This is a genomic window from Sphingomonas sp. (genome assembly GCF_031372575.1).
Lineage (GTDB): Bacteria > Pseudomonadota > Alphaproteobacteria > Sphingomonadales > Sphingomonadaceae > Sphingomicrobium.
Window position 1 is genome coordinate 40,830 of record NZ_JANMLM010000037.1, and the last position, 18,379, is coordinate 59,208.

Annotated in this window: 21 protein-coding genes, 1 tRNA gene and 1 riboswitch; of the genes, 10 read left to right on the forward strand and 12 right to left on the reverse strand. The window is 64.0% G+C overall.

Features of this window, described 5'->3' with window-relative positions:
* Nucleotides 1-4: 4 nt before the first annotated feature.
* The 6 genes from RMN73_RS02830 to RMN73_RS02855 all read right to left on the reverse strand — a co-directional run bounded on the left by RMN73_RS02830 (nt 5) and on the right by RMN73_RS02855 (nt 5,960).
* The gene (locus RMN73_RS02830) at nt 5-973 is read right to left on the reverse strand and encodes a type II secretion system F family protein (RefSeq protein WP_309601803.1); all 969 of its coding nucleotides are present in this window, start codon (nt 971-973) and stop codon (nt 5-7) included.
* Nucleotides 974-1,036: 63 nt separating this feature from the next.
* Nucleotides 1,037-2,293: a pilus assembly protein CpaE gene (locus tag RMN73_RS02835; protein ID WP_309601804.1), complete on the reverse strand. Its 1,257-nt coding sequence runs from the start codon at nt 2,291-2,293 to the stop codon at nt 1,037-1,039.
* On the reverse strand, nt 2,293-2,931 hold the full coding sequence (locus RMN73_RS02840; RefSeq protein WP_309601805.1) for a CpaD family pilus assembly lipoprotein: 639 nt from the start codon (nt 2,929-2,931) through the stop codon (nt 2,293-2,295). The genes RMN73_RS02835 and RMN73_RS02840 overlap by 1 nt, the downstream gene beginning before the upstream one ends.
* Before the next feature lie 22 nt (nt 2,932-2,953).
* The gene (locus RMN73_RS02845) at nt 2,954-4,384 is read right to left on the reverse strand and encodes a type II and III secretion system protein family protein (RefSeq protein ID WP_309601806.1); all 1,431 of its coding nucleotides are present in this window, start codon (nt 4,382-4,384) and stop codon (nt 2,954-2,956) included.
* Nucleotide 4,385: 1 nt separating this feature from the next.
* Nucleotides 4,386-5,414 (reverse strand): Flp pilus assembly protein CpaB, encoded by a 1,029-nt coding sequence (gene cpaB / locus RMN73_RS02850; RefSeq protein WP_309601807.1) that lies wholly within the window; start codon nt 5,412-5,414, stop codon nt 4,386-4,388.
* Nucleotides 5,415-5,459: 45 nt separating this feature from the next.
* Nucleotides 5,460-5,960, reverse strand: a complete 501-nt coding sequence (locus RMN73_RS02855) for a prepilin peptidase (RefSeq protein ID WP_309601808.1) — start codon at nt 5,958-5,960, stop codon at nt 5,460-5,462.
* Between the two features lie 19 nt (nt 5,961-5,979).
* Here RMN73_RS02855 and RMN73_RS02860 point away from each other — a divergent pair, with 19 nt between their 5' ends.
* Nucleotides 5,980-7,113, forward strand: coding sequence for an FAD-binding oxidoreductase (locus tag RMN73_RS02860; protein ID WP_309601809.1), 1,134 nt, complete (start codon nt 5,980-5,982; stop codon nt 7,111-7,113).
* On the opposite strand, the gene rnhA is transcribed toward RMN73_RS02860, so the two are convergent.
* Complete coding sequence (rnhA, locus tag RMN73_RS02865; RefSeq protein ID WP_309601810.1) at nt 7,110-7,565, reverse strand: ribonuclease HI; 456 nt, start codon at nt 7,563-7,565, stop codon at nt 7,110-7,112. The genes RMN73_RS02860 and rnhA overlap by 4 nt on opposite strands.
* Complete coding sequence (gene ispH, locus RMN73_RS02870; RefSeq protein WP_309601811.1) at nt 7,565-8,512, reverse strand: 4-hydroxy-3-methylbut-2-enyl diphosphate reductase; 948 nt, start codon at nt 8,510-8,512, stop codon at nt 7,565-7,567. The genes rnhA and ispH overlap by 1 nt, the downstream gene beginning before the upstream one ends.
* 85 nt (nt 8,513-8,597) lie before the next feature.
* Between ispH and RMN73_RS02875 the strand changes: the two genes are divergently transcribed.
* From RMN73_RS02875 to RMN73_RS02910, 8 genes are all read left to right on the forward strand, one after another.
* Nucleotides 8,598-9,230 carry a hypothetical protein gene (locus RMN73_RS02875; RefSeq protein ID WP_309601812.1) on the forward strand — a complete coding sequence of 211 codons (633 nt, stop codon included), beginning with the start codon at nt 8,598-8,600 and terminating at the stop codon, nt 9,228-9,230.
* A gap of 74 nt (nt 9,231-9,304) precedes the next feature.
* Nucleotides 9,305-9,392: riboswitch (glycine riboswitch) on the forward strand.
* A 166-nt stretch (nt 9,393-9,558) separates the two neighbouring features.
* Nucleotides 9,559-10,680, forward strand: a complete 1,122-nt coding sequence (gene gcvT, locus RMN73_RS02880) for a glycine cleavage system aminomethyltransferase GcvT (RefSeq protein ID WP_309601813.1) — start codon at nt 9,559-9,561, stop codon at nt 10,678-10,680.
* Between the two features lie 4 nt (nt 10,681-10,684).
* Entirely contained in the window at nt 10,685-11,056 is a 372-nt protein-coding gene (gene gcvH, locus RMN73_RS02885; protein WP_309601814.1) for a glycine cleavage system protein GcvH, read from the forward strand.
* Entirely contained in the window at nt 11,038-11,802 is a 765-nt protein-coding gene (locus RMN73_RS02890; RefSeq protein WP_309601815.1) for a class I SAM-dependent methyltransferase, read from the forward strand. Before gcvH ends, RMN73_RS02890 begins: the two co-directional genes overlap by 19 nt.
* The gene (gcvPA, locus tag RMN73_RS02895) at nt 11,802-13,160 is read left to right on the forward strand and encodes an aminomethyl-transferring glycine dehydrogenase subunit GcvPA (protein ID WP_309601816.1); all 1,359 of its coding nucleotides are present in this window, start codon (nt 11,802-11,804) and stop codon (nt 13,158-13,160) included. The genes RMN73_RS02890 and gcvPA overlap by 1 nt, the downstream gene beginning before the upstream one ends.
* A complete protein-coding gene (gene gcvPB, locus RMN73_RS02900) occupies nt 13,157-14,749 on the forward strand; it encodes an aminomethyl-transferring glycine dehydrogenase subunit GcvPB (RefSeq protein WP_309601817.1) in 1,593 nt (530 codons plus the stop codon). The genes gcvPA and gcvPB overlap by 4 nt, the downstream gene beginning before the upstream one ends.
* A 4-nt stretch (nt 14,750-14,753) precedes the next feature.
* Nucleotides 14,754-15,221 carry an ABA4-like family protein gene (locus tag RMN73_RS02905; protein ID WP_309601818.1) on the forward strand — a complete coding sequence of 156 codons (468 nt, stop codon included), beginning with the start codon at nt 14,754-14,756 and terminating at the stop codon, nt 15,219-15,221.
* Complete coding sequence (locus RMN73_RS02910; RefSeq protein ID WP_309601819.1) at nt 15,214-15,840, forward strand: DUF938 domain-containing protein; 627 nt, start codon at nt 15,214-15,216, stop codon at nt 15,838-15,840. Before RMN73_RS02905 ends, RMN73_RS02910 begins: the two co-directional genes overlap by 8 nt.
* Here the strand turns inward: RMN73_RS02910 and RMN73_RS02915 are convergent.
* Nucleotides 15,782-16,420, reverse strand: a complete 639-nt coding sequence (locus RMN73_RS02915; protein ID WP_309601820.1) for a phosphatase PAP2 family protein — start codon at nt 16,418-16,420, stop codon at nt 15,782-15,784. The two genes, RMN73_RS02910 and RMN73_RS02915, sit on opposite strands and share 59 nt — an antisense overlap.
* Nucleotides 16,421-16,459: 39 nt before the next feature.
* Here RMN73_RS02915 and RMN73_RS02920 point away from each other — a divergent pair, with 39 nt between their 5' ends.
* Nucleotides 16,460-16,873: a PilZ domain-containing protein gene (locus RMN73_RS02920; RefSeq protein WP_309601852.1), complete on the forward strand. Its 414-nt coding sequence runs from the start codon at nt 16,460-16,462 to the stop codon at nt 16,871-16,873.
* 37 nt (nt 16,874-16,910) lie between these two features.
* Here the strand turns inward: RMN73_RS02920 and RMN73_RS02925 are convergent, their stop codons facing one another.
* The 3 genes from RMN73_RS02925 to folK form a co-directional block, all read right to left on the reverse strand.
* On the reverse strand, nt 16,911-17,558 hold the full coding sequence (locus RMN73_RS02925; RefSeq protein WP_309601821.1) for a PilZ domain-containing protein: 648 nt from the start codon (nt 17,556-17,558) through the stop codon (nt 16,911-16,913).
* 227 nt (nt 17,559-17,785) lie between these two features.
* Nucleotides 17,786-17,861 (reverse strand) — tRNA-Lys (locus RMN73_RS02930).
* A gap of 24 nt (nt 17,862-17,885) precedes the next feature.
* Entirely contained in the window at nt 17,886-18,377 is a 492-nt protein-coding gene (gene folK, locus RMN73_RS02935; protein ID WP_309601822.1) for a 2-amino-4-hydroxy-6-hydroxymethyldihydropteridine diphosphokinase, read from the reverse strand.
* Between the last annotated feature and the right edge of the window lie 2 nt (nt 18,378-18,379).

Genomic DNA, 18,379 nt, shown 5'->3' on the forward strand with positions numbered 1-18,379 from the left:
ATCCCTAAATCTCGAAGTTGACCATCTTGGCCATGATGAAGACGCCAAGTCCCATCCACAGCAGCCCGCCGATCCCGGCAACGATCAGTCGCTGATCGATGAAGAAGTTGGCCATGTAGGTCGGGTTGATCATGTACACGAGCGTGAACACGATGAACGGCAGCGAGCCGACGATGATCGCCGAAGCCTTGGATTCGGAACTCATCGCACGGATCTTGAGCCGCATCTGGGTGCGCTTGCGAAGCACGTCGGCGAGGTTCGACAGCGTCTCGGCCAAATTACCGCCGGTCTCGCGCTGGATTGCCAGCGTGATGACGAAGAATTGGAATTCGGCAGTGCCCAGCCGGTCGGCGGTCTCCTGCAGCGCGGCGTCCATCGTCCGGCCGATCTTCATGCGGTCGGCGACGGCGCGGAATTCATCCCCCACCGGGCCCGGGACTTCGGACGACACGATGCCAAGCGTTTCAGTGATCGGAAGCCCCGAACGAAGCCCGCGGACCATCAGCTCGATCGCGTCGGGGAAGTTGGCGTTGAACTTCTTGAGCCGCTTGAGGATCATCTTGCCGACCACGAAATGCGGCAGGCCCAGGCCGACGAACAGCCCGAACATGAGCGCGAACAGGAACGGCATGCCTTTCATCATCATCAGCGCCATCACGCCGATCGTGATGCCCAGCGAGATCGTCGCATATTTACCAATCGTGACCTTGCGGCCGGTCTGATCGAGCCGCTTGCGGAGCAAGGCCGGTTTGGGGACCAGGGTCGCCATGATGCCGTCGATCTTGGTATTGCGCGCGGCCAGCAACTTGCGGATCTGGGCCTGCGCATTGGCCGCCATGGTATCGCCATGGCGTTCCTTGAGCATTTCCAGGCGGCGCTTGACCGCTTTCGAAGCCGACGGGCCGCTAAGCGCCATATAGCCGAGTGCCAGGAAGCCGAGCACACCCACTGCAATGATGATCGTGACAAGCATCGTCGGTCCGTCCAATATTTGACCGGAGGAGGGCCGTTCAGGCCCGCCCGCCGGGTTGGTTCGTTACGCCGCCTTGGGCTTCGACAGCATCGACTTCAGGCTGTTGACCAGGTTTTTGGGAGCCATCGCTCCCCCCTCGGTCGCACCTTCTTCGCTGGCGTGGCTGAGCACCATGTTCGACAAGGTTGCGAACGGCGCCGCCATCTTGCCCGACGCGACTTCGGCCATCGGCTTGCCCAGCTTGGCGGCCTGTGCCGCGATCTTGCCATCGTCGGGAAAGACGATGTCGATGGGCCGTTCGATTGACTGTTCGAAATCCTTCTTGCTGATTTCCAGCGCGCCGCCCGAGGGTATGCGGTTGGTCACCACGATCACCTTGGTCTGGGGCGCATTGGCCTTGAGCCAGGCGAGGATTCGGATCGTGTCGCGGGTCGCGGCCAGCGTCAGTTCACTGACCACCACCGCAACATGCGCGTCATGCACCAGATGCGGATATTGGATCAGCATGTGGCGCGGCAGATCAAGCACCGTCGATTCGAAGGCGTTGCGCATTTCTTCCTGCAATTGGAAGAAGGCGCTGCCGTCGGTCAGCAGCGGCGTGTTGATCGGCGCTTCGGCCGACAGCACGCTCAGTTTGTCATTGGCGCGAACCATCGCGCGTTCGATGAATAGACCGTCGATCCGGCTTGGGTTCTCGATCGCGTCGGTCAGGCCGCGGCCCGGCTCGAGGTCGAGCGCGAGGGCGCCGGTCCCGAAATGGACGTCGAGGTCGAGCAAGGCGGTCGAGCGTTCGGCCTTGGCACCGAGCAACCAGGCGAGGCTGGTCGCGAGCGTCGAGGCACCGACCCCGCCGCGCACGCCGATCACGGCGGTCATGACGTGCGGCTTGTCGGCTTGGGCCTCGCCGCGCGGGCCGGACAGGATCGACTGGGCATGCGCAAAGGTGTCGCGCAGCTGATCGACCGTGAACGGCTTGAGCAGATAATCGTGGATCCCGCTGGCGACGAGGTCGCGATACAGTCGGACATCGTTGACCTGGCCGGCGGCGATGACGATCGTCCCCGGCTCGCATACTTCGGCCAGCGCGTTGATGTCATTGAGCGGATCGGCGCTTTCGGACAAGTCGACGAACAGGATGTTCGGGCTGGCCGAGACCGACAGCGACTGGACTGCATTGCGCAATCCACCCTTGTTGACCTTTTCGGGCGACCAGCCGTGCTCGACGGCGACCGGGCGAAGCATGTCCGCAGTGGCATCGTCGCAGACGAAGGCCGTGAACGGATCGCGAAGACCGGCGCGTGCCTGGAAGGGAGCATTCATCACTTACTATCCTTCTTGGTATTGATTTCGAGCAGGCCGTTTTCACCGGTCGGCTTGGCGTTGCGATAGGAGCGGATGGCGCGGCTCGACGTTTCGGCATCGCCGATCCCCGTGCCTTCGCGGCCCCACACAAAGTCGTTCGGATCGGCGATCATCGCGGCCATGTTGCTGTTCACGCCGCAGCCGTAATTCGACATGCTGTGGTTGGCGAAATTGGGCTGCGATTTTTCCCGCCAATTGGGGCAGTTGGGAACGCTCGCGCGGGTCCGGCTGACGACGACGCGAACCCCGCCGGGGGAAACCACGCCAGCGCTGACCGGGGCACCGCTGCTGACCAGCAGGCCATAGCGACCGGCAAGCCGGGCAACGTCCGACCGGGCGGCGTCGGCATACGCGCCTTCGACGTAGATCCGGTCGCCATAGCCAAGGTTGAGCCCGGCAAACCACGCATCGAGGCGATATTGCTCGGCCGGCGGAAGCGATCCATCGGGGGCGGCGGCGTCGAACGCATAGTCCGACCTGGTCACCACCGGCACATTGACCGATTCAAGCCCGCGCGAGGGATTGTCTTTGCCGCCGGCCAATGCGGGACCCGACAGGGCCGTCGCCAGCAGCGCGATCATCAATTTGGTGCGCATCATACGATCCTTTTCCTGGCGATTACATCTTGAACCCGGGCGCGGCCGGGGCAGCGCCAGGGGCAGCTGCGACCGGACGGGCCGAAGTCCCGCTGTAGGTCTTGTTGAGGAACACGCGTTCACCGTCGGTCGGGGCGCGATAGCCATCGACCGGGGTGGCCAGCTGACCCGACACCGGGCGCACCAGATAAGGCGTGACGATGATCACCAATTCGGTCTCCGAGCGACGATATTTGGTCGACCGGAACAAGGCACCGAGGATCGGGATGTCCCCGAGGAACGGCGCCTTGCTGACGTCATTGGTGTTGGCGTTGCGGAGCAAACCGGCGATCATGAACGACTGGCCCGAACCCAGCTCGACGGTGGTCTCGGCGCGGCGCGTGGTGAGCGCCGGGACGTTGAAACCGTTGAGGCGGATGGTGCCTTCGTTCGACAATTCGCTGACTTCGGGGCGAACGCGCATCGAAATGCGGCCGTCGGCGAGGACGAACGGGGTGAAGGCCAGGCCGACACCATATTGCTTATATTCGATGGTGATCGAACCGAGGCTCTGCGAGATCGGCACCGGGAATTCGCCACCGGCGAGGAAGCTTGCGGTTTCACCTGACAAAGCGGTCAGCGTCGGCTCAGCGAGCGTGGTGACCAAACCATCGGTTTCCGCCAGGTCGAGGGTCGACAAGATGTCGAGACCAAGCAGCTTCCCGGCGAAACCGAGCGTCGTGCCGGTGGCCGCGATGTTGAACGACTTGGGCACCGCTGCCGACGTGCCACTGGCAGCCGATCCGAACGTTCCGGCCGAACCCTGGCCGATCCCGAACTGATTGCCACTGGTGCCATCACGGCTCAGCAAATTGACGCCGATCTGCTTGACCAAACTGCGGTTTACTTCCGCAATACGGACCCGCAGCGAAACCTGCAGCGGGGTGGCCGAGCGCAAGCGGCTGACGACCTGCGTGCCGGTCCCGACATAGGCCTGGACGAGGCGCTGGGCCTCCTCCACGTCATTGGGGTTGCCGACCGTGCCGGTAAGCAACACGAGGTTGTTCATCGGGGTCACCTGGATGGCCGCGTCGGGCATCGCCAGGCGCATCATTTCGTCGAGCGATCCGGTGTTGCTGCCGACCCGGACATTGGCGGCATAAGCCACCTTGCCGCCTGCGGTCGTGGCGTAGATGGTGGTTTCACCACTGCGCTTGCCGAACACGTAGAGCTGGGTCGAAGAGCGAACCTGGACATCGGCGATCTGGTCGTTGGCAACGAACACATCGGTCATCGGCGACGACAGCCGGACGAGCGTCCCGGTGCCCTGGCTCAGGTTGAGCGTTTCCGACGGCCTTGCGGCGACCGGGCCGGCGTTGGCCGGGGCAGCGGCGGTGACACTGCCGAGGCCAAGGGCCAGGGCGGCGAGCGCCGTTCCGAGCCGAGCTCGGTTGCGGATGTTGATGCTGGTCATCTTAAAGAGCTCCCACCGGAACAACGGTCACAGTATTGCCGCGCGACACCCGGACCGACGGCCCGACCCGCTCGCCGCCAACACCACCACGAATGGCGCCGGCAAGGTTGTTGACTGCACGCACGCGCTCGTCGTTGCTCGACGGACGGGCAGGGACGGTCCGGCGCTGGAAGCGCGAGACATCACCGCCGGTGGTATACGTCGTGTTGCTATCGATCGGCCGGCTGGCGACCGCGAGTAGCAGCTGACGCTCCTGGCCCGGGGCAGTGCCGACCGGCACCTTGACCTCACCGCTCGCGACAGCCCGCTCGAGTTCGGCGGTATTATCGGCGATCGAACGAAGCGACAGTGACAGCATGCCGAGCGATTGCGCGACGGCAATCTTTTCGGCGAGGCGCGGGGTGGCCTCGATCGTCACGGTCGACGAGATTTTGGGTTCGGTCTTGCCTTCTTCATCCTTGCCGTCGATCCGCTGATCGGTGGCGAGCACGCGCAAGTTGCGAACGATGGTTTCGGAAACGCGAAGCGGTGGGCCATCGCCGCCGCCACGAACTTCCTGGGTAAGGACCATGTCGACCCGGTCACCCGGGAAGACGAAGCCGGCAACGCCGCTGGTGACCGAAACAGGCACTGTAACAGCGCGCATTCCCGGCCCGAGCGCTGCGGCAAGGAAGCCACGATCGTTCGGCCCGACAAGGGCACCACGTGTGACCGGCTGGCCAGCGGTGATCGGGTTGCGGACCACGGTACCGAGCAATTTGCTGATGTCCGAATCGGCCGCGCCCTCGACGTAATAGGCGTTCTGCATCATCTCCTTGGGCCACGCCTGATAGGTCAGCGCTTCCTGATCGATGATCGTGCCGACCGGCAGCGCCTTGCGCGCCACCAGGATCTTGGGCCCAACCGGAACCGCCGGAGCGGCTTCCGCCTGAGCTGCACCAGCCCCGACGAACATGTTCTTGGCCATCACGGCGGTGATCACCGCGATAACCAATGCTCCAACGAGCAATGCAACTTTCTTCACGTCCATGGCGATTACGCCTCCCCTAAAGGGTCCCCTTGATGTTCACAGACATCAGGCAAAATGGTTAAGAAACCGTTGGGCGAGTATCCACAGCGCGCCGAATGCAATCGCGACGCCATAGGGAATCTCTGCTTTTCCAGTGGTTTCGCCGTCCGAATTCCTGATTCGGCCGGGCCGTAACTTGTGCGCGATCAACACGATTGCGGTCAGGACTCCGCCCGCGATCGACATGATGACGAGGAATTTGAGGGTCGAGGCGGGCGAAAACCATAAGGCCAGCGCGGCCGCCAGCTTGACGTCGCCGCCGCCCATCATGCCGATGTAGAATGTGCCTGCCAGCACTGCGAAAACCGCCGCCGCAATGCCGATCTGCATCGCGATATCGGGCCACAAAGGCAGTGATTCGGACCACCAATAGAGCGGGGCGAGCAAGGCGATGGTCGCATTGAGCCGGTTCGAAATGGTGAAGGTGCGGACATCGATTACAGCCGCGACGACCAGGATGATCGCCAGCAGGCCAAGCAAAATGTCGGTGAATCCAAAGTTTGTCATGGCCTGACACCTAGACGCTATGGCTTTCCAAACCGTAACCAGCGGCGTGATGAAGCAGACGGATATACTGATTGTTGGCGGCGGGATCGCGGGGGCGAGCCTTGGCGCTCGGCTGGCGGCGGAACACCGGGTGGCGCTGGTCGAGTCGGAACAGCAGTGCGGCCGCCATTCAACCGGACGATCGGTCGCGTTCTGGCAAGCCAGTCTGGGCGGCGACACCCCCGAGCGGCGCTTGAGCATCGCCTCCAAGCCGATGTTCGATTCGCACTGGCCGGGGGCGGATACGCCGTTGCTGCGCCGTCGCGGCGCGCTCCACCTGACCAGCGCGGGCCACGATTTGCTCGACGGCGGCGATAATCTTGGCGGTGACGACGCCCTGGTTCTGCTCGATCGCGATTCGCTCGACCGAATGGTGCCGGGGCTTCGCGAGCAATGGTCCGGCGCGTGGTTCGAGCCGAGCTGCGCCGACATCGAGGTGGCGAGCTTCCACGCCGCCTGCCTCGCCGCGATTCGGCGAAGCGGCGGTCAGGTACGGACCGATTCGGCCTTCCGGTCGGCCAAGCGATCGAGCGAGGGATGGATCGCGACCACTGATGATGGCGACATCGCCGCCACGCTGATCGTCAATGCCGCCGGGGCCTGGGCGGATGATGTCGCGATCCGCGCCGGCCTGCCGGGGATTGCGCTCGAACCCCGGCGCCGCACCGTGGTCCAGCTTCGAGTCGGGCGCAGCGGGCTCCGCGACCTGCCGCTGGTGACCGATCTTCACGCCAGTTTCTATTTCAAGGGCGAAGGCGACAACACCGTTTGGGTCAGCCCGCTCGACGAGACTCTGACCGACCCGTGCGACGCCGCAGCAGAGGAAGGCGACGTCGCCATCGCCATCGATCGCTTTCAACATGCGGTCGACTGGCCGGTCGAGGCGGTCGAGCGCAAATGGGCCGGCTTAAGAAGCTTCGCGCCCACGCGCGCGATGCAGTTCGGCTATGATCCGCTGGAGCCGGGGTTTTTCTGGTGCGCGGGGCAGGGCGGCATGGGCATCCAGACCGCCCCAGCGGCGTCATTGCTGTGCCAGAGCCTGATCGAAGGTACGGTGCTGCCACCAGAGCTGGCCGGGATCGACCCAGCCCACTTCGCCCCGCGCAGGCGCTAGCGGCGCTTCTCCGCCTCGGCTGACGCCAGCGCGTCGACACGCTCATTCTCGGCGTGGCCGTTATGCGCTTTGACCCAATGCCATTCGACGCGGTGGGGCTCGGCGGCGTCGAGCAATGCCTGCCACAGCTCGACATTCTTGACCGGCTTCTTGTCCGCCGTCCGCCAGCCATTCTTGCGCCAGCCGTGGATCCACTTGGTAATCCCGTCGCGCAGATAGACGCTGTCGGTCGTCAGGCTGACCCGGCACGGCTTCTTGAGCGCATTCAACCCTTCGATCGCCGCCATCAATTCCATGCGGTTGTTGGTCGATGGCGATTCGCCGCCCGACAATTCGCGGGTCCGCCCATCGGCACGGAGCAAGGCACCCCAGCCGCCCGGGCCGGGGTTGCCCTTGCACGCGCCATCGGTAAAAATTTCGACTTTGGGCAGCTCGCCCGGCAATCCGCTCATCAGTCGACGAGTTCGCGCGGCAGCTTGAAGATCATGCCTTCCTCGACATGCGCGGCTTCCTCCTCGGTCACCGCAAAACGCTGCGCCAACGCATCGACCACTTCGCGGACCAATACCTCGGGCGCTGACGCGCCGGCCGTCAGCCCGATCACATTGGGGCTTCCGAACCATGCCCAGTCGATGTCGGCAGCGCGCGCGATCAGCCGCGACGGCACATTCATCCGCTCGGCGACCTCGGCCAGGCGGAGCGAATTGCTGCTGTTGGTCGCGCCGATCACCAGCATTTTCTCGACCTTGGGCGCGATCACCTTAACTGCCCCTTGGCGGTTGGAGGTGGCGTAGCAAATATCCTCGCCGCGCGGCGCGCGAATGTCGGGGAAGCGCCGCTGCAGGATCGCCACGATCTCCGCCGTATCGTCGACCGACAAGGTGGTCTGGGTCAGGAAGCTGAGATTGCCCGGATTGTCGACTTCGATCGCCTCGGCCTGATCGACCGTCTCGACCAGGGTCATCGCGCCCTCGGGCACCTGGCCGAAGGTGCCGATCACTTCGGGATGTCCCTGATGACCGATGAACAGGATGTGCCGTCCGGCCTCGATCAGGCGCTGAGCCTGGCGGTGAACCTTGCTGACCAACGGGCAGGTCGCGTCGAGATAGTCGAGCCCGCGGGCTTCGGCGGCGGCAGGCACGACCTTGGGCACACCATGCGCGCTGAACACCACCGGGCGACCGTCCGGGACTTCGTCGAGCTCGTCGACGAACACCGCGCCCATGCCCCTGAGCCGATCAACGACGAACTTGTTGTGGACGATCTCGTGCCGGACATAGACCGGTGGGCCGTGCAGCTGGATCGCTTTTTCGACGATCGTGATCGCGCGATCGACGCCGGCGCAAAAGCCGCGCGGCGCAGCGATGAGGATGTGAAGCGGTGGAAGCATGGTGTTCATCACCTTGGCATGTAAGCGATTGCTTGCAGGCAGCCAAGGCGCTTCCTATGACAGCGCCAAATCAAATCGTAAGGATGTCCGCCCTGTGAAAATCCGCTTGCTGCCCATCATCTGCCTCGCTTTGGCTTCGGCCTGCTCGAAGAGCGGCACCGTAGAAGGTAACGGAATATATATTACCCGATCGACCTGCCCGCAGCTCGGCATCCCGGCCGGTACGGGCGATGTCACGACCTTTGACCCCGCCGGAAGCACCGACGCGCGGGCGATTGACGTGGTCGCGACGATCACCAATTTGCGCAGCACGTGCGATGAAACCGGCGCGCAGATCATCTCGACCGCAAGTTTCGATGTTGTCGCCACCCGCCGCGACGCGGCCCAGGCGCGGCAGGTCGTGCTGCCATTCTATAATGTCGTGATGCAGGGCGGAAACCGGATCGTCGCCAAGAATGTTGGCGCGGTGGCGCTCGATTTTGCCGCCGGCAGCCTGCGCGCGCAAACATCGTCGCGGGTCGTTGCCCAGGTCGACCGCGCCTCGACCGGCCTGCCGGAGGATGTTCGCAAGGAATTGACTCGCAAGCGCAAGACCGGCGACGCCGATGCCGCGATCGATCCCTTGTCCGACCCCAAGATCCGCGACGCTGTCGCCCGCGCCACGTTCGAGCACCTCGTCGGCTTCCAGCTCAGCCAGGATCAGTTGCGCTACAACGCGACGCGCTAGTTTTTCACGCCACTGGCCGATTGACTCGGCTTCTCGCCGCCGTCATTGCCGGAGCGTGTCCTGGGCTTTTGCCCAAGGGTCGCGCGGGAGAGCTCCTTTGATGGAGCGCCGAAGGAGCAACCGCCCCCGGAATCTCTCAGGCAAATGGACCGCGCGGGCCCGGACAGTCTGGAAAGTGTTCGCGCCTGGCGTGGGCCGCCGAAGGGGTAACCTGTTGTCGCCGTAAAGCGAGGACGGGGAAAGCTCTCAGGTCTCAGTGACAGAAGGGGGCTCGGATAAGGAACGCTCGTGGGAGCGCTCGTCCGGGCCGACTCTGGGAGCGAGACCGATGGACGACACCGAAACCGACATCCAGGCACTGGCGCTCGACGCTTGGCACCGCGCCCACGGCGCACGGATGGTGCCGTTTGCGGGTTATTCGATGCCGGTTCAATATGACGGCGTCATCGCAGAGCATCTGTGGACGCGGACCAGCGCGGGCCTGTTCGACGTCAGCCACATGGGCCAGCTGATTTTCCACGGTGCGGGTGCCGATCGCGCGCTCGAGACCCTGCTTCCCGGCGAGCTGCAGATGCTCAAGGATGGCCGCCTGCGCTATTCGATGCTGCTCGACGACAATGGCGGGATCATCGACGATCTGATGGCCACCCGGCGCGGCGATCATTTTTACCTCGTCGTCAACGGCGCGACCAAGATCGGCGATATCGAGGAGTTCGAGCGCCGCCTGCCGCGCGGCACCGTGCTCGATCATATGAAGGAGCAGGCGTTGCTCGCGCTGCAAGGACCGAAAGCGGTCGACGTGCTTGATGCGCTTGCCCCCGGAGTCGCTGATTTGTCCTTCATGCAAGGCGCGATGTTCACCATCGCCGGCACACCCGCGTGGATCAGCCGTTCGGGCTATACTGGCGAGGACGGCTTCGAAATCTCGATCGCTGCCGCCGCTGCCGAGACCGTCGCCGATGCGCTGACCGCCGATGAACGGGTCAAGCCGATCGGGCTTGGCGCGCGCGATTCGCTGCGGCTCGAGGCGGGGTTGCCGCTCTACGGGCACGACCTCGACCGTCAGACCACCCCGGTGATGGCAGACATTCAGTTCGCGATTGGCAAGCGTCGCCGCGCCGAGGGTGGCTTTCCCGGCGCTGCGCGGATCGTCGGCGAGATCGACCAAGGCCCGGCGCAGAAGCGCGTTGGTCTCCATGTCGACGGACGCCAGCCGGTCCGTGAAGGGGCATTGATCCTCGATGGCGAGGGCAATGAGATTGGCCGGATCACCAGCGGTACCTTCTCGCCTTCGCTCCAGCGCCCGATTGCGATGGGCTATGTCGCGCTCGACGCTGCGGCGCCCGGCACTGCGCTCAAGCTCGAACAGCGCGGCAAGATTTTCGACGCGACCGTCACCGATATGCCGTTCGTCCCGCACCACTATCACCGCAAGCCAGCAGGAGCCTGACCCGATGACCACATACTTCACCGGCGAGCATGAATGGATCAAGGTCGAAGGCGACACCGCCACGATCGGCATTTCGAACCATGCACAAAATGCGCTTGGCGATATCGTCTTCGCCGAAGTCCCCGAACAGGGCAAGACGCTCAACAAGGGCGACGAAGCGGCAGTGGTTGAATCGGTCAAGGCCGCGAGCGACGTATATGCCCCGGTCGCGGGCGAAGTGATCATCGGCAATGAAGCGCTGGCCGACGACCCCGCACTGATCAACCGTGATCCCGAAGGCGACGGATGGTTCTTCAAGATGACGCTCGCCGATCCGTCCGAGCTCGACGGCTTGATGGACGAGCCCGCTTATCGCGCATGGGTCAAGACGCTCTGACCATCCTTGTCGCCTCGACCTCGCAATGGGATGCGGCGGACTATGCCCGCAACGGCGGATTCGTGGCTGCGTTGGGGGAGGCGGCGCTTGACCTGCTCGATCCGCAGCCGGGCGAACATATCCTCGATGTCGGTTGCGGCGATGGCACGCTCACGCTCAAGATCAAGGAACGCGGTGCCGATGTAGTCGGGATCGACAATAGCCTGTCGATGATTGCCGCGGCCAAGGCCAAGGGGCTCGACGCGCGGCTGATCGACGCCGCTGACATCCGTTTCGCCGAAGCGTTTGATGCGGCGTTCTCTAACGCCACGCTCCATTGGGTGCTCGACAAGGAACGCGCCGCACGCGCGATCTGGTTCGCGCTGAAGTTTAAGGGCCGGTTCGCGGGCGAGATGGGCGGGGCGGGCAACCTCGCCAGTTTGCGCCAGGCACTCGACGACGAACTGGTCGAGCGTGGCTTCGGTCCGCCGACCTACGCCGCCAATTGGTATCCGAGCGCCGATGAATTCATCGCATTGTATGAGGAAGCTGGCTTCACCGAGATTGAGGCGCGGCTGATCGAGCGCCCGACCGCGCTCGACCATGGGGTCGCCGCCTGGGTCACCACCTTCCGCGCCGGCTGGCTTGATCGCGCCGGTGTTCCCCACGAACAGCGCGCCGAGATTGCCGCTGCCGTCGCCACCCGCGTCGGCACCACCAATGCCGACTATGTCCGCCTCCGCTTCATGATGAGAAAGCCGAAATAATGCGTTATTTGCCGCTGAGCGAGTCCGATCGCTCCGCCATGCTCGCCACCATCGGCGCTGCGTCGGTCGACGATTTGTTCTGCGATGTCCCCGCCGAAGCGCGGCTCGATGGCCCGGTGCATGGCCTGCCGCTCCACGCCAGCGAACTATCGGTCGAACGCCAGCTTGGCGCGATGGCGAAGCGCAACATGGTCGCTGGCAATGTCCCCTTCTTTCTCGGCTGCGGCGCGTATCGCCACCATGTCCCGGCGTCGGTCGATCACATCATCCAGCGCGGCGAATTCCTCACCGCCTACACGCCTTACCAGCCCGAAATCGCACAGGGCACGCTGCAAGTGCTGTTCGAATTCCAGACCCAGGTCGCGCGGCTGCTCGGGTGTGAGGTCGCCAACGCGTCGATGTACGACGGCTCGACCGCCTGCTGGGAAGCGATCGGCATGGCGCGGCGGATCACGCGGCGCGGCAAGGCGATCCTGTCCGACGGGCTCCACCCGCATTATGTCTCGGTGGCGAAGACGATGGCGCGCTTTACCGGCGATATGCTCGACTGCGCTTTGCCGAGCCTGGACGGGGCCACCGATGTCGAGCGCCTGATCGCCAGCATCGACAAGGAAACCAGCTGTGTGGTCGTCCAATATCCCGACATCCTCGGGCGAATCGCTGATCTCACCCCAATCGCGGACGCCGCGCACGCCGCGGGCGCATTGTTGATCGTGGTGGTGACCGAGCCGGTCGCGCTCGGATTGATCAAGGCACCGGGCGAAATGGGCGCGGATATCGTCGTCGGTGAAGGTCAGTCGATTGGAGTCGGGCTGCAATTTGGCGGGCCCTATGTCGGGCTGTTCGCGACGCGCGAGAAATATGTTCGCCAGATGCCTGGGCGATTGGCGGGGGAGACCGTCGACGCCGAGGGCAAGCGCGGTTTCGTTCTGACGCTCTCGACCCGCGAGCAACACATCCGGCGCGAGAAAGCGACCAGCAACATCTGCACCAACAGCGGCCTGTGTGCGCTGGCATTCAGTGTTCACATGACCCTGCTGGGCGAGAAGGGGCTTCGGACATTGGCCGGGATCAACCACGCCCGCGCGGTCGAAGTTGCGGCGCGATTGTCGGCGATCCCCGGGGTCGATTTGGTCAACGATGCTTTCTTCAACGAATTCACCCTTCGGCTGCCGGTCGAGGCGCGGCCAACGGTTCACGCAATGGTCGATCAGAACGTGCTTGGGGGCGTGTCGCTCGGGCGGCTCTATCCGGGGGAGGCGGCGCTCGCCAACGGCCTCGTGGTCGCTGTCACGGAGACCGTCACCGATGAGGATATCGACGCCTTGGAAGCCGCACTGAAGGAGGCCATCCGATGAGCACGAACCCGAGCGGCTGGACGCCCACTGCACCTACCCCCAGCGCTGATATGGTGGCGACCATCACCGGCAACCGCGCGCTGATGCTTGAGGAAGCGCTGATCTTCGAGATTGGCGACAATGAGTCGACCGGGGTGGATTTCGACACCAGCGGCGTTCCGGAGAGCAAACTCGCCAACCTCGTCCGTTCGTCCCCGATCAACCTCCCCGGCCTGTCCGAGCCGCAAACCGTCCGCCATTACACCCGTCTTTCGCGGCAGAATTACGCCATCGACCTCGGGCTGTTCCCGCTCGGCAGCTGCACGATGAAGCACAACCCGCGGCTCAACGAGAAAATGGCGCGCTTGCCCGGCTTTGCCGACATCCACCCGCTCCAGCCACAGGAAACGGTGCAGGGCGCCTATCAGTTGATCGACACGCTGGCGCACTGGCTGATCAAGCTCACCGGGATGCACAGCGTGGCGATGAGCCCCAAGGCCGGGGCACATGGCGAATTGTGCGGCATCCTTGCGATCCGCGCGGCGTTGGAAGCGCGCGGCGACGCCCGCTCGGTCGTGCTGGTCCCCGAAAGCGCGCACGGCACCAACCCCGCCACCGCCGCCTTCGCCGGCTACAAGGTCGAGGATATTCCCGCGACCGCCGAGGGCCGGGTCGATCTCGCGGCGTTGAAGGCGCGCCTCGGTCCGGATGTCGCTGCAGTGATGATTACCAACCCCAACACCTGCGGCCTGTTCGAGCCCGAGATGAAGGCGATCAGCGACGCGGTTCATGCCGCGGGCGGTTTGGTCTATTGCGACGGTGCCAACTTCAACGCCATCGTCGGCCGGGTACGCCCCGGCGATCTCGGCATCGACGCGATGCACATCAACCTCCACAAGACCTTTTCCACCCCGCACGGTGGCGGCGGGCCGGGGTCGGGCCCGGTGGTGATGTCGCAAGCGCTCTCGCCTTATGCGCCGCTGCCTTATGTCGAGCGCGATGGCGAAGGCTATCGCCTGGTCGAGGAAGAGACGGCCCACGATCAGGGCAGCGACAGCTTCGGCCGAATGGTCGCCTTCCACGGCCAGATGGGGATGTTCACCCGCGCGCTGAGCTACATCCTCAGCCACGGCGCCGACGGTCTTCGCCAGGTCGCCGAGGATAGCGTGCTCAACGCCAATTATGTGCTGCGCAGCCTCGAGGACGTGCTCGACGCGCCGTTCGCGTTCAGCGGGCCGTGCATGCACGAGGCGATCTTCAGCGATAAGGGCTTCGCCGATGGTTTCTCGACCATCGACCTGGCAAAGGCGCTGATCGACGAGGGTTTCCACCCGATGACGATGTACTTCCCCTTGGTGGTCCACGGCGCGATGCTGATCGAGCCGACCGAAACCGCGTCCAAGGCCAGCCTCGACCAGTTCATCATCGCCTTGCGCTCGATCGCCGAGCGCGCGCGGGCCGGGGACCAGGCGCTCCACGACGCGCCCATTTACGCCCCGCGTCGCCGGCTCGATGAAACGCTGGCCGCACGCAAGCCCGTGCTTGCCTATAAGACTCGTGCGCCCGACGGTGCTGACAGCGGCGCGGGCGTTGGAGTCGGGGGAGGGTGAGGCGATGAATTGGGATACATTGTTCAGTCTGACCAATGCGGTGGCGATGCTCGGCTGGCTGGCGCTCGCCGTCTTGCCGCGCAGGCCGCTAACCTTGTCGGCGGTGCTGTATCTCGGGGTTGGTTTGCTGTGTCTGGCCTACGCCACCTTGTTCATCCTCTCGATCGGCCAGTTGATCGATCCGGTGCGGATCGCGGGAACCGGCGAGCCTGATTTGCTCGATTATTCGATCGCGGGGCTTCGGCCGTTGTTCATGAGCGACGGAGGTATTGTCATCGGCTGGACCCATTACCTCGCGTTCGACCTGTTCGTCGGGCTGTGGATCGCGCGCGATGCCGATTCCAAAGGGGTCGGGCGGGTGGTCCAATTGCCGTTCCTGTTCGTCACCCTGATGGCCGGTCCGATCGGCCTGCTGTCGTGGCTGTTGTTTCGCGAAACCCGGTCGCGGCGCTCGTCGCCGGTCGATGGCTGAATCGTTCATCCCGCCCTACAATGTTGCCGATCTTGGCGGTGACGTCCGGCGGGAAGCGCCAGCGGCAGCGCGCAATGTTGCGGCAATTGGCGATGTGCTGGCTGACTGGTTGCCAAAGCGCGGCTTGGTTCTTGAAATCGCCAGCGGGACCGGCGAGCATGCGCTGGCCTTCGCCCGTCGCTTCCCCGATCTCGACTGGCAGCCCAGCGACCCCGATCCGCTGGCGCTAGCCTCGATCGCCGCATGGCGGGCTGACGCGCCGACAAATATGCTCGAGCCGCTCGAAATCGACGCTGCATCGCCCGACTGGCCGTTCACCAAAGCCCACGCGATCCTGTGCATCAACATGGTCCACATCAGCCCGTGGGCCAGCGCGCTTGGGCTGCTCGACGGCGCCGCGCGATTGGGTGCGCCGTTGATTCTCTACGGCCCGTGGCTGGTCGATGGCGAGGAGGCTGCGGCGTCCAATCTCGCCTTCGATGCCGATCTGAAGGCCCGCAATCCGCAGTGGGGACTGCGTCTGGTGTCCGATTTCACGCAGGAAGCGGCAAAAAGAGGACTTAAGCTACGCGATTCGCGCGCGATGCCCGCCAATAATCATATGCTGTTGCTAGACTGACTACCCAAGCAATCCCGAACGCCCAGCCGGCGACGACATCGCTCGGCCAATGCACGCTGAGATAAGGGCGGGTCGCACCAATAATCGCGCTGAACAACACGGCCGCGACGCAGGCACCCGCTCGATAACGGGCTGGAACCACGATCAGCGCAATCGCCAGAAACGTGATCATCGAATTGCCCGCATGCCCACTCGGGAAACTCATCGACGACACCGCGACCGGGTAGGGACCAAAGGCCGGTCGCGGGCGGTCGACCAATAGCTTGAGCAGTTCAATCACCAGGCGTCCGCCAAGGACGGTCCCCGCCAACATCGCCGCATCTTTCCAGCGCCGATGGAAGGCCATGATAACGAGGCCTGCCAACAGGATCGCAATCATGCCGCGCGCGCCGCCGACATTCGTCAGCGGAATGACGATCGACGTCATAGCCGGGTGCGCTGCACGCTGCTCTGCCAAAGCACGGATCAGGTCGACGTCGAGCATTGTGCCGGGGCCGCCAAGCAAGCCAGCCACAACGCACACCACCAACGCAATCGCGGCGACCAGCAACATGCCGCTCCGTCGAGAAAAATCGGACATTAAACGAAGCCTTTACCGATTTCACATATGGTCACCGTCATGGACGAGAGTATCAGCACCCACAATCGCCGGTCGCGTCGATCGCATGTCTTGATGGCGGCGTCGATCGAGAGCGATGGCAACACCGCATCGGTCAAACTTCGCAATCTTTCCACCGAAGGCGCGTTGGTCGAAGGCGATGACCTGCCGATTGTTGGCAGCAAGGTGATGTTTCGCAAGAATGAATTGAAAGCCCGGGGCGAGATCGCGTGGATCACCGGGCGCCGTGCCGGCATCGCATTCGAAGCGATGCTCGATCCCGATGCGGTGCTGCGTCATGTGCCGACGCCGCGCCCGCGCGCCAAACTGGACTTTCGTCGCCCGCGGATCAAATCGTCCGATTTGTCGCAAGGCGAGCGCAAAATTGCCGAGGACTGGATCTTCGGCAAGCCCATTCAATCGATCGAGGATTGATCGCCGCCAGTCGTTGAACGGCCGCGACGACGCCGGTTCAGGCGGCGCGCAATTGCTCACGCAAGAGCTGAAGCCAGGCGACCAGATCGGCCAGTGGCAGCAGGCGATTGAAAGTCACGCCCAGTTGTCCGCCATCGGTCCAGCGAATCGCCGCCGGCTGCGGGTCGAGCCCGGGCAAGGTCACGACCAGGTCGGAGCCCTCGGTCAGGACAACCGCTGTCTCGAGCTTGACGCCACCTTGCGAGACGTCATGAACCCGCATCCGGTGAACCATCCCGCCATCACGAACGGTGGCGACACAATTCACTTCGATTCGCGGCATGCGCGGGCGCGGCCCATCCGAGGAATTGGTCAAAATCTCGAGCACGTCGACCGGGGAGGCGAATTCGACCCCGACCGCCGAATCGCGGACCCAGGCCACGGTGCAGGGCACCGAACAGCCGGTCTTGAGTTCAATCGTCAGCGCCTCGCCTTCAACCAGCGCGCAATAAGGGCGGATCATCATCCCGCCTTCGGAGATATTCTTGATTAGGCACAGCTCGCGGCGTCCGTTGACGGACATTGCGCCGACTCGAAACAAGGTCAGGTGGCGATCACCCTCGCGGCGTTCGGGTGGTGCAGGGGCCTTGCTCGACAGCGAATAAGCGGTCGTATCCACCGGCAATTGGTCAGCTGAACTGGTCATCGTCGCATCGGCCCTGCCATTACCCAAGGCCCGGAAAATCCCGGACAATTCAGACAAATAATTGCAATCTCTTACCAGATGGTTGCGGGTCACTGCATTGCGGTTGCATTCCTGGGGGTGCCACCATCCGAAATGGCGCGCCCCTGCTGGGTTCGAACCACCAGCAATCCGCTCGCGGATTGCTCCCATCAAGCGCGCAGCTGGTTCGATCGGCGAACTGATGCCCGTGGTGAGCCCTGCTGGGTTCGAACCAGCGACCTACTGATTAAAAGTCAGTTGCTCTACCGACTGAGCTAAGGGCCCCAAAGCGTGGGTGCGCCGACGCGCTTAGCCAAGCGCGCGCCGACGGGCAAGACGTGTAGCGAGATGACGTGCAGTGAGTGGCCCAACCAGCCGCCATTCCGGAGCGATCATCGCCAGCGGGCCGATCGCGAATGGCCGGCTAGCGAGGCGCGGGTGCGGAATGGTCAGCGAGGGACTGTCGAACCGCCCACCACTCCACGATAATATGTCGAGATCGAGCACGCGCGCGCCCCAGCGGCGTCCCGGCCGCCGACCATATTCGCGCTCGATGCTTTTCACTGCAGCAAGCATCGATGGCGGATCGAGCCCGCATTCGACCAGTGCCACGGCATTGGCAAAATCGCGACCGGAACCGCCGATAGCCGGATTGAGCATGATCGGTGAGGCGTCGAACAGGCCGAATTGTGCTTCCAACCGGGCGATGGCCGCCGCGACCACGCCCGACGGTCGGCCATGGCGGCCGTGGGGGCGGTTCGATCCGATGGCGATGGCGTAGAGATGCGTTGCGTCGCTCATCG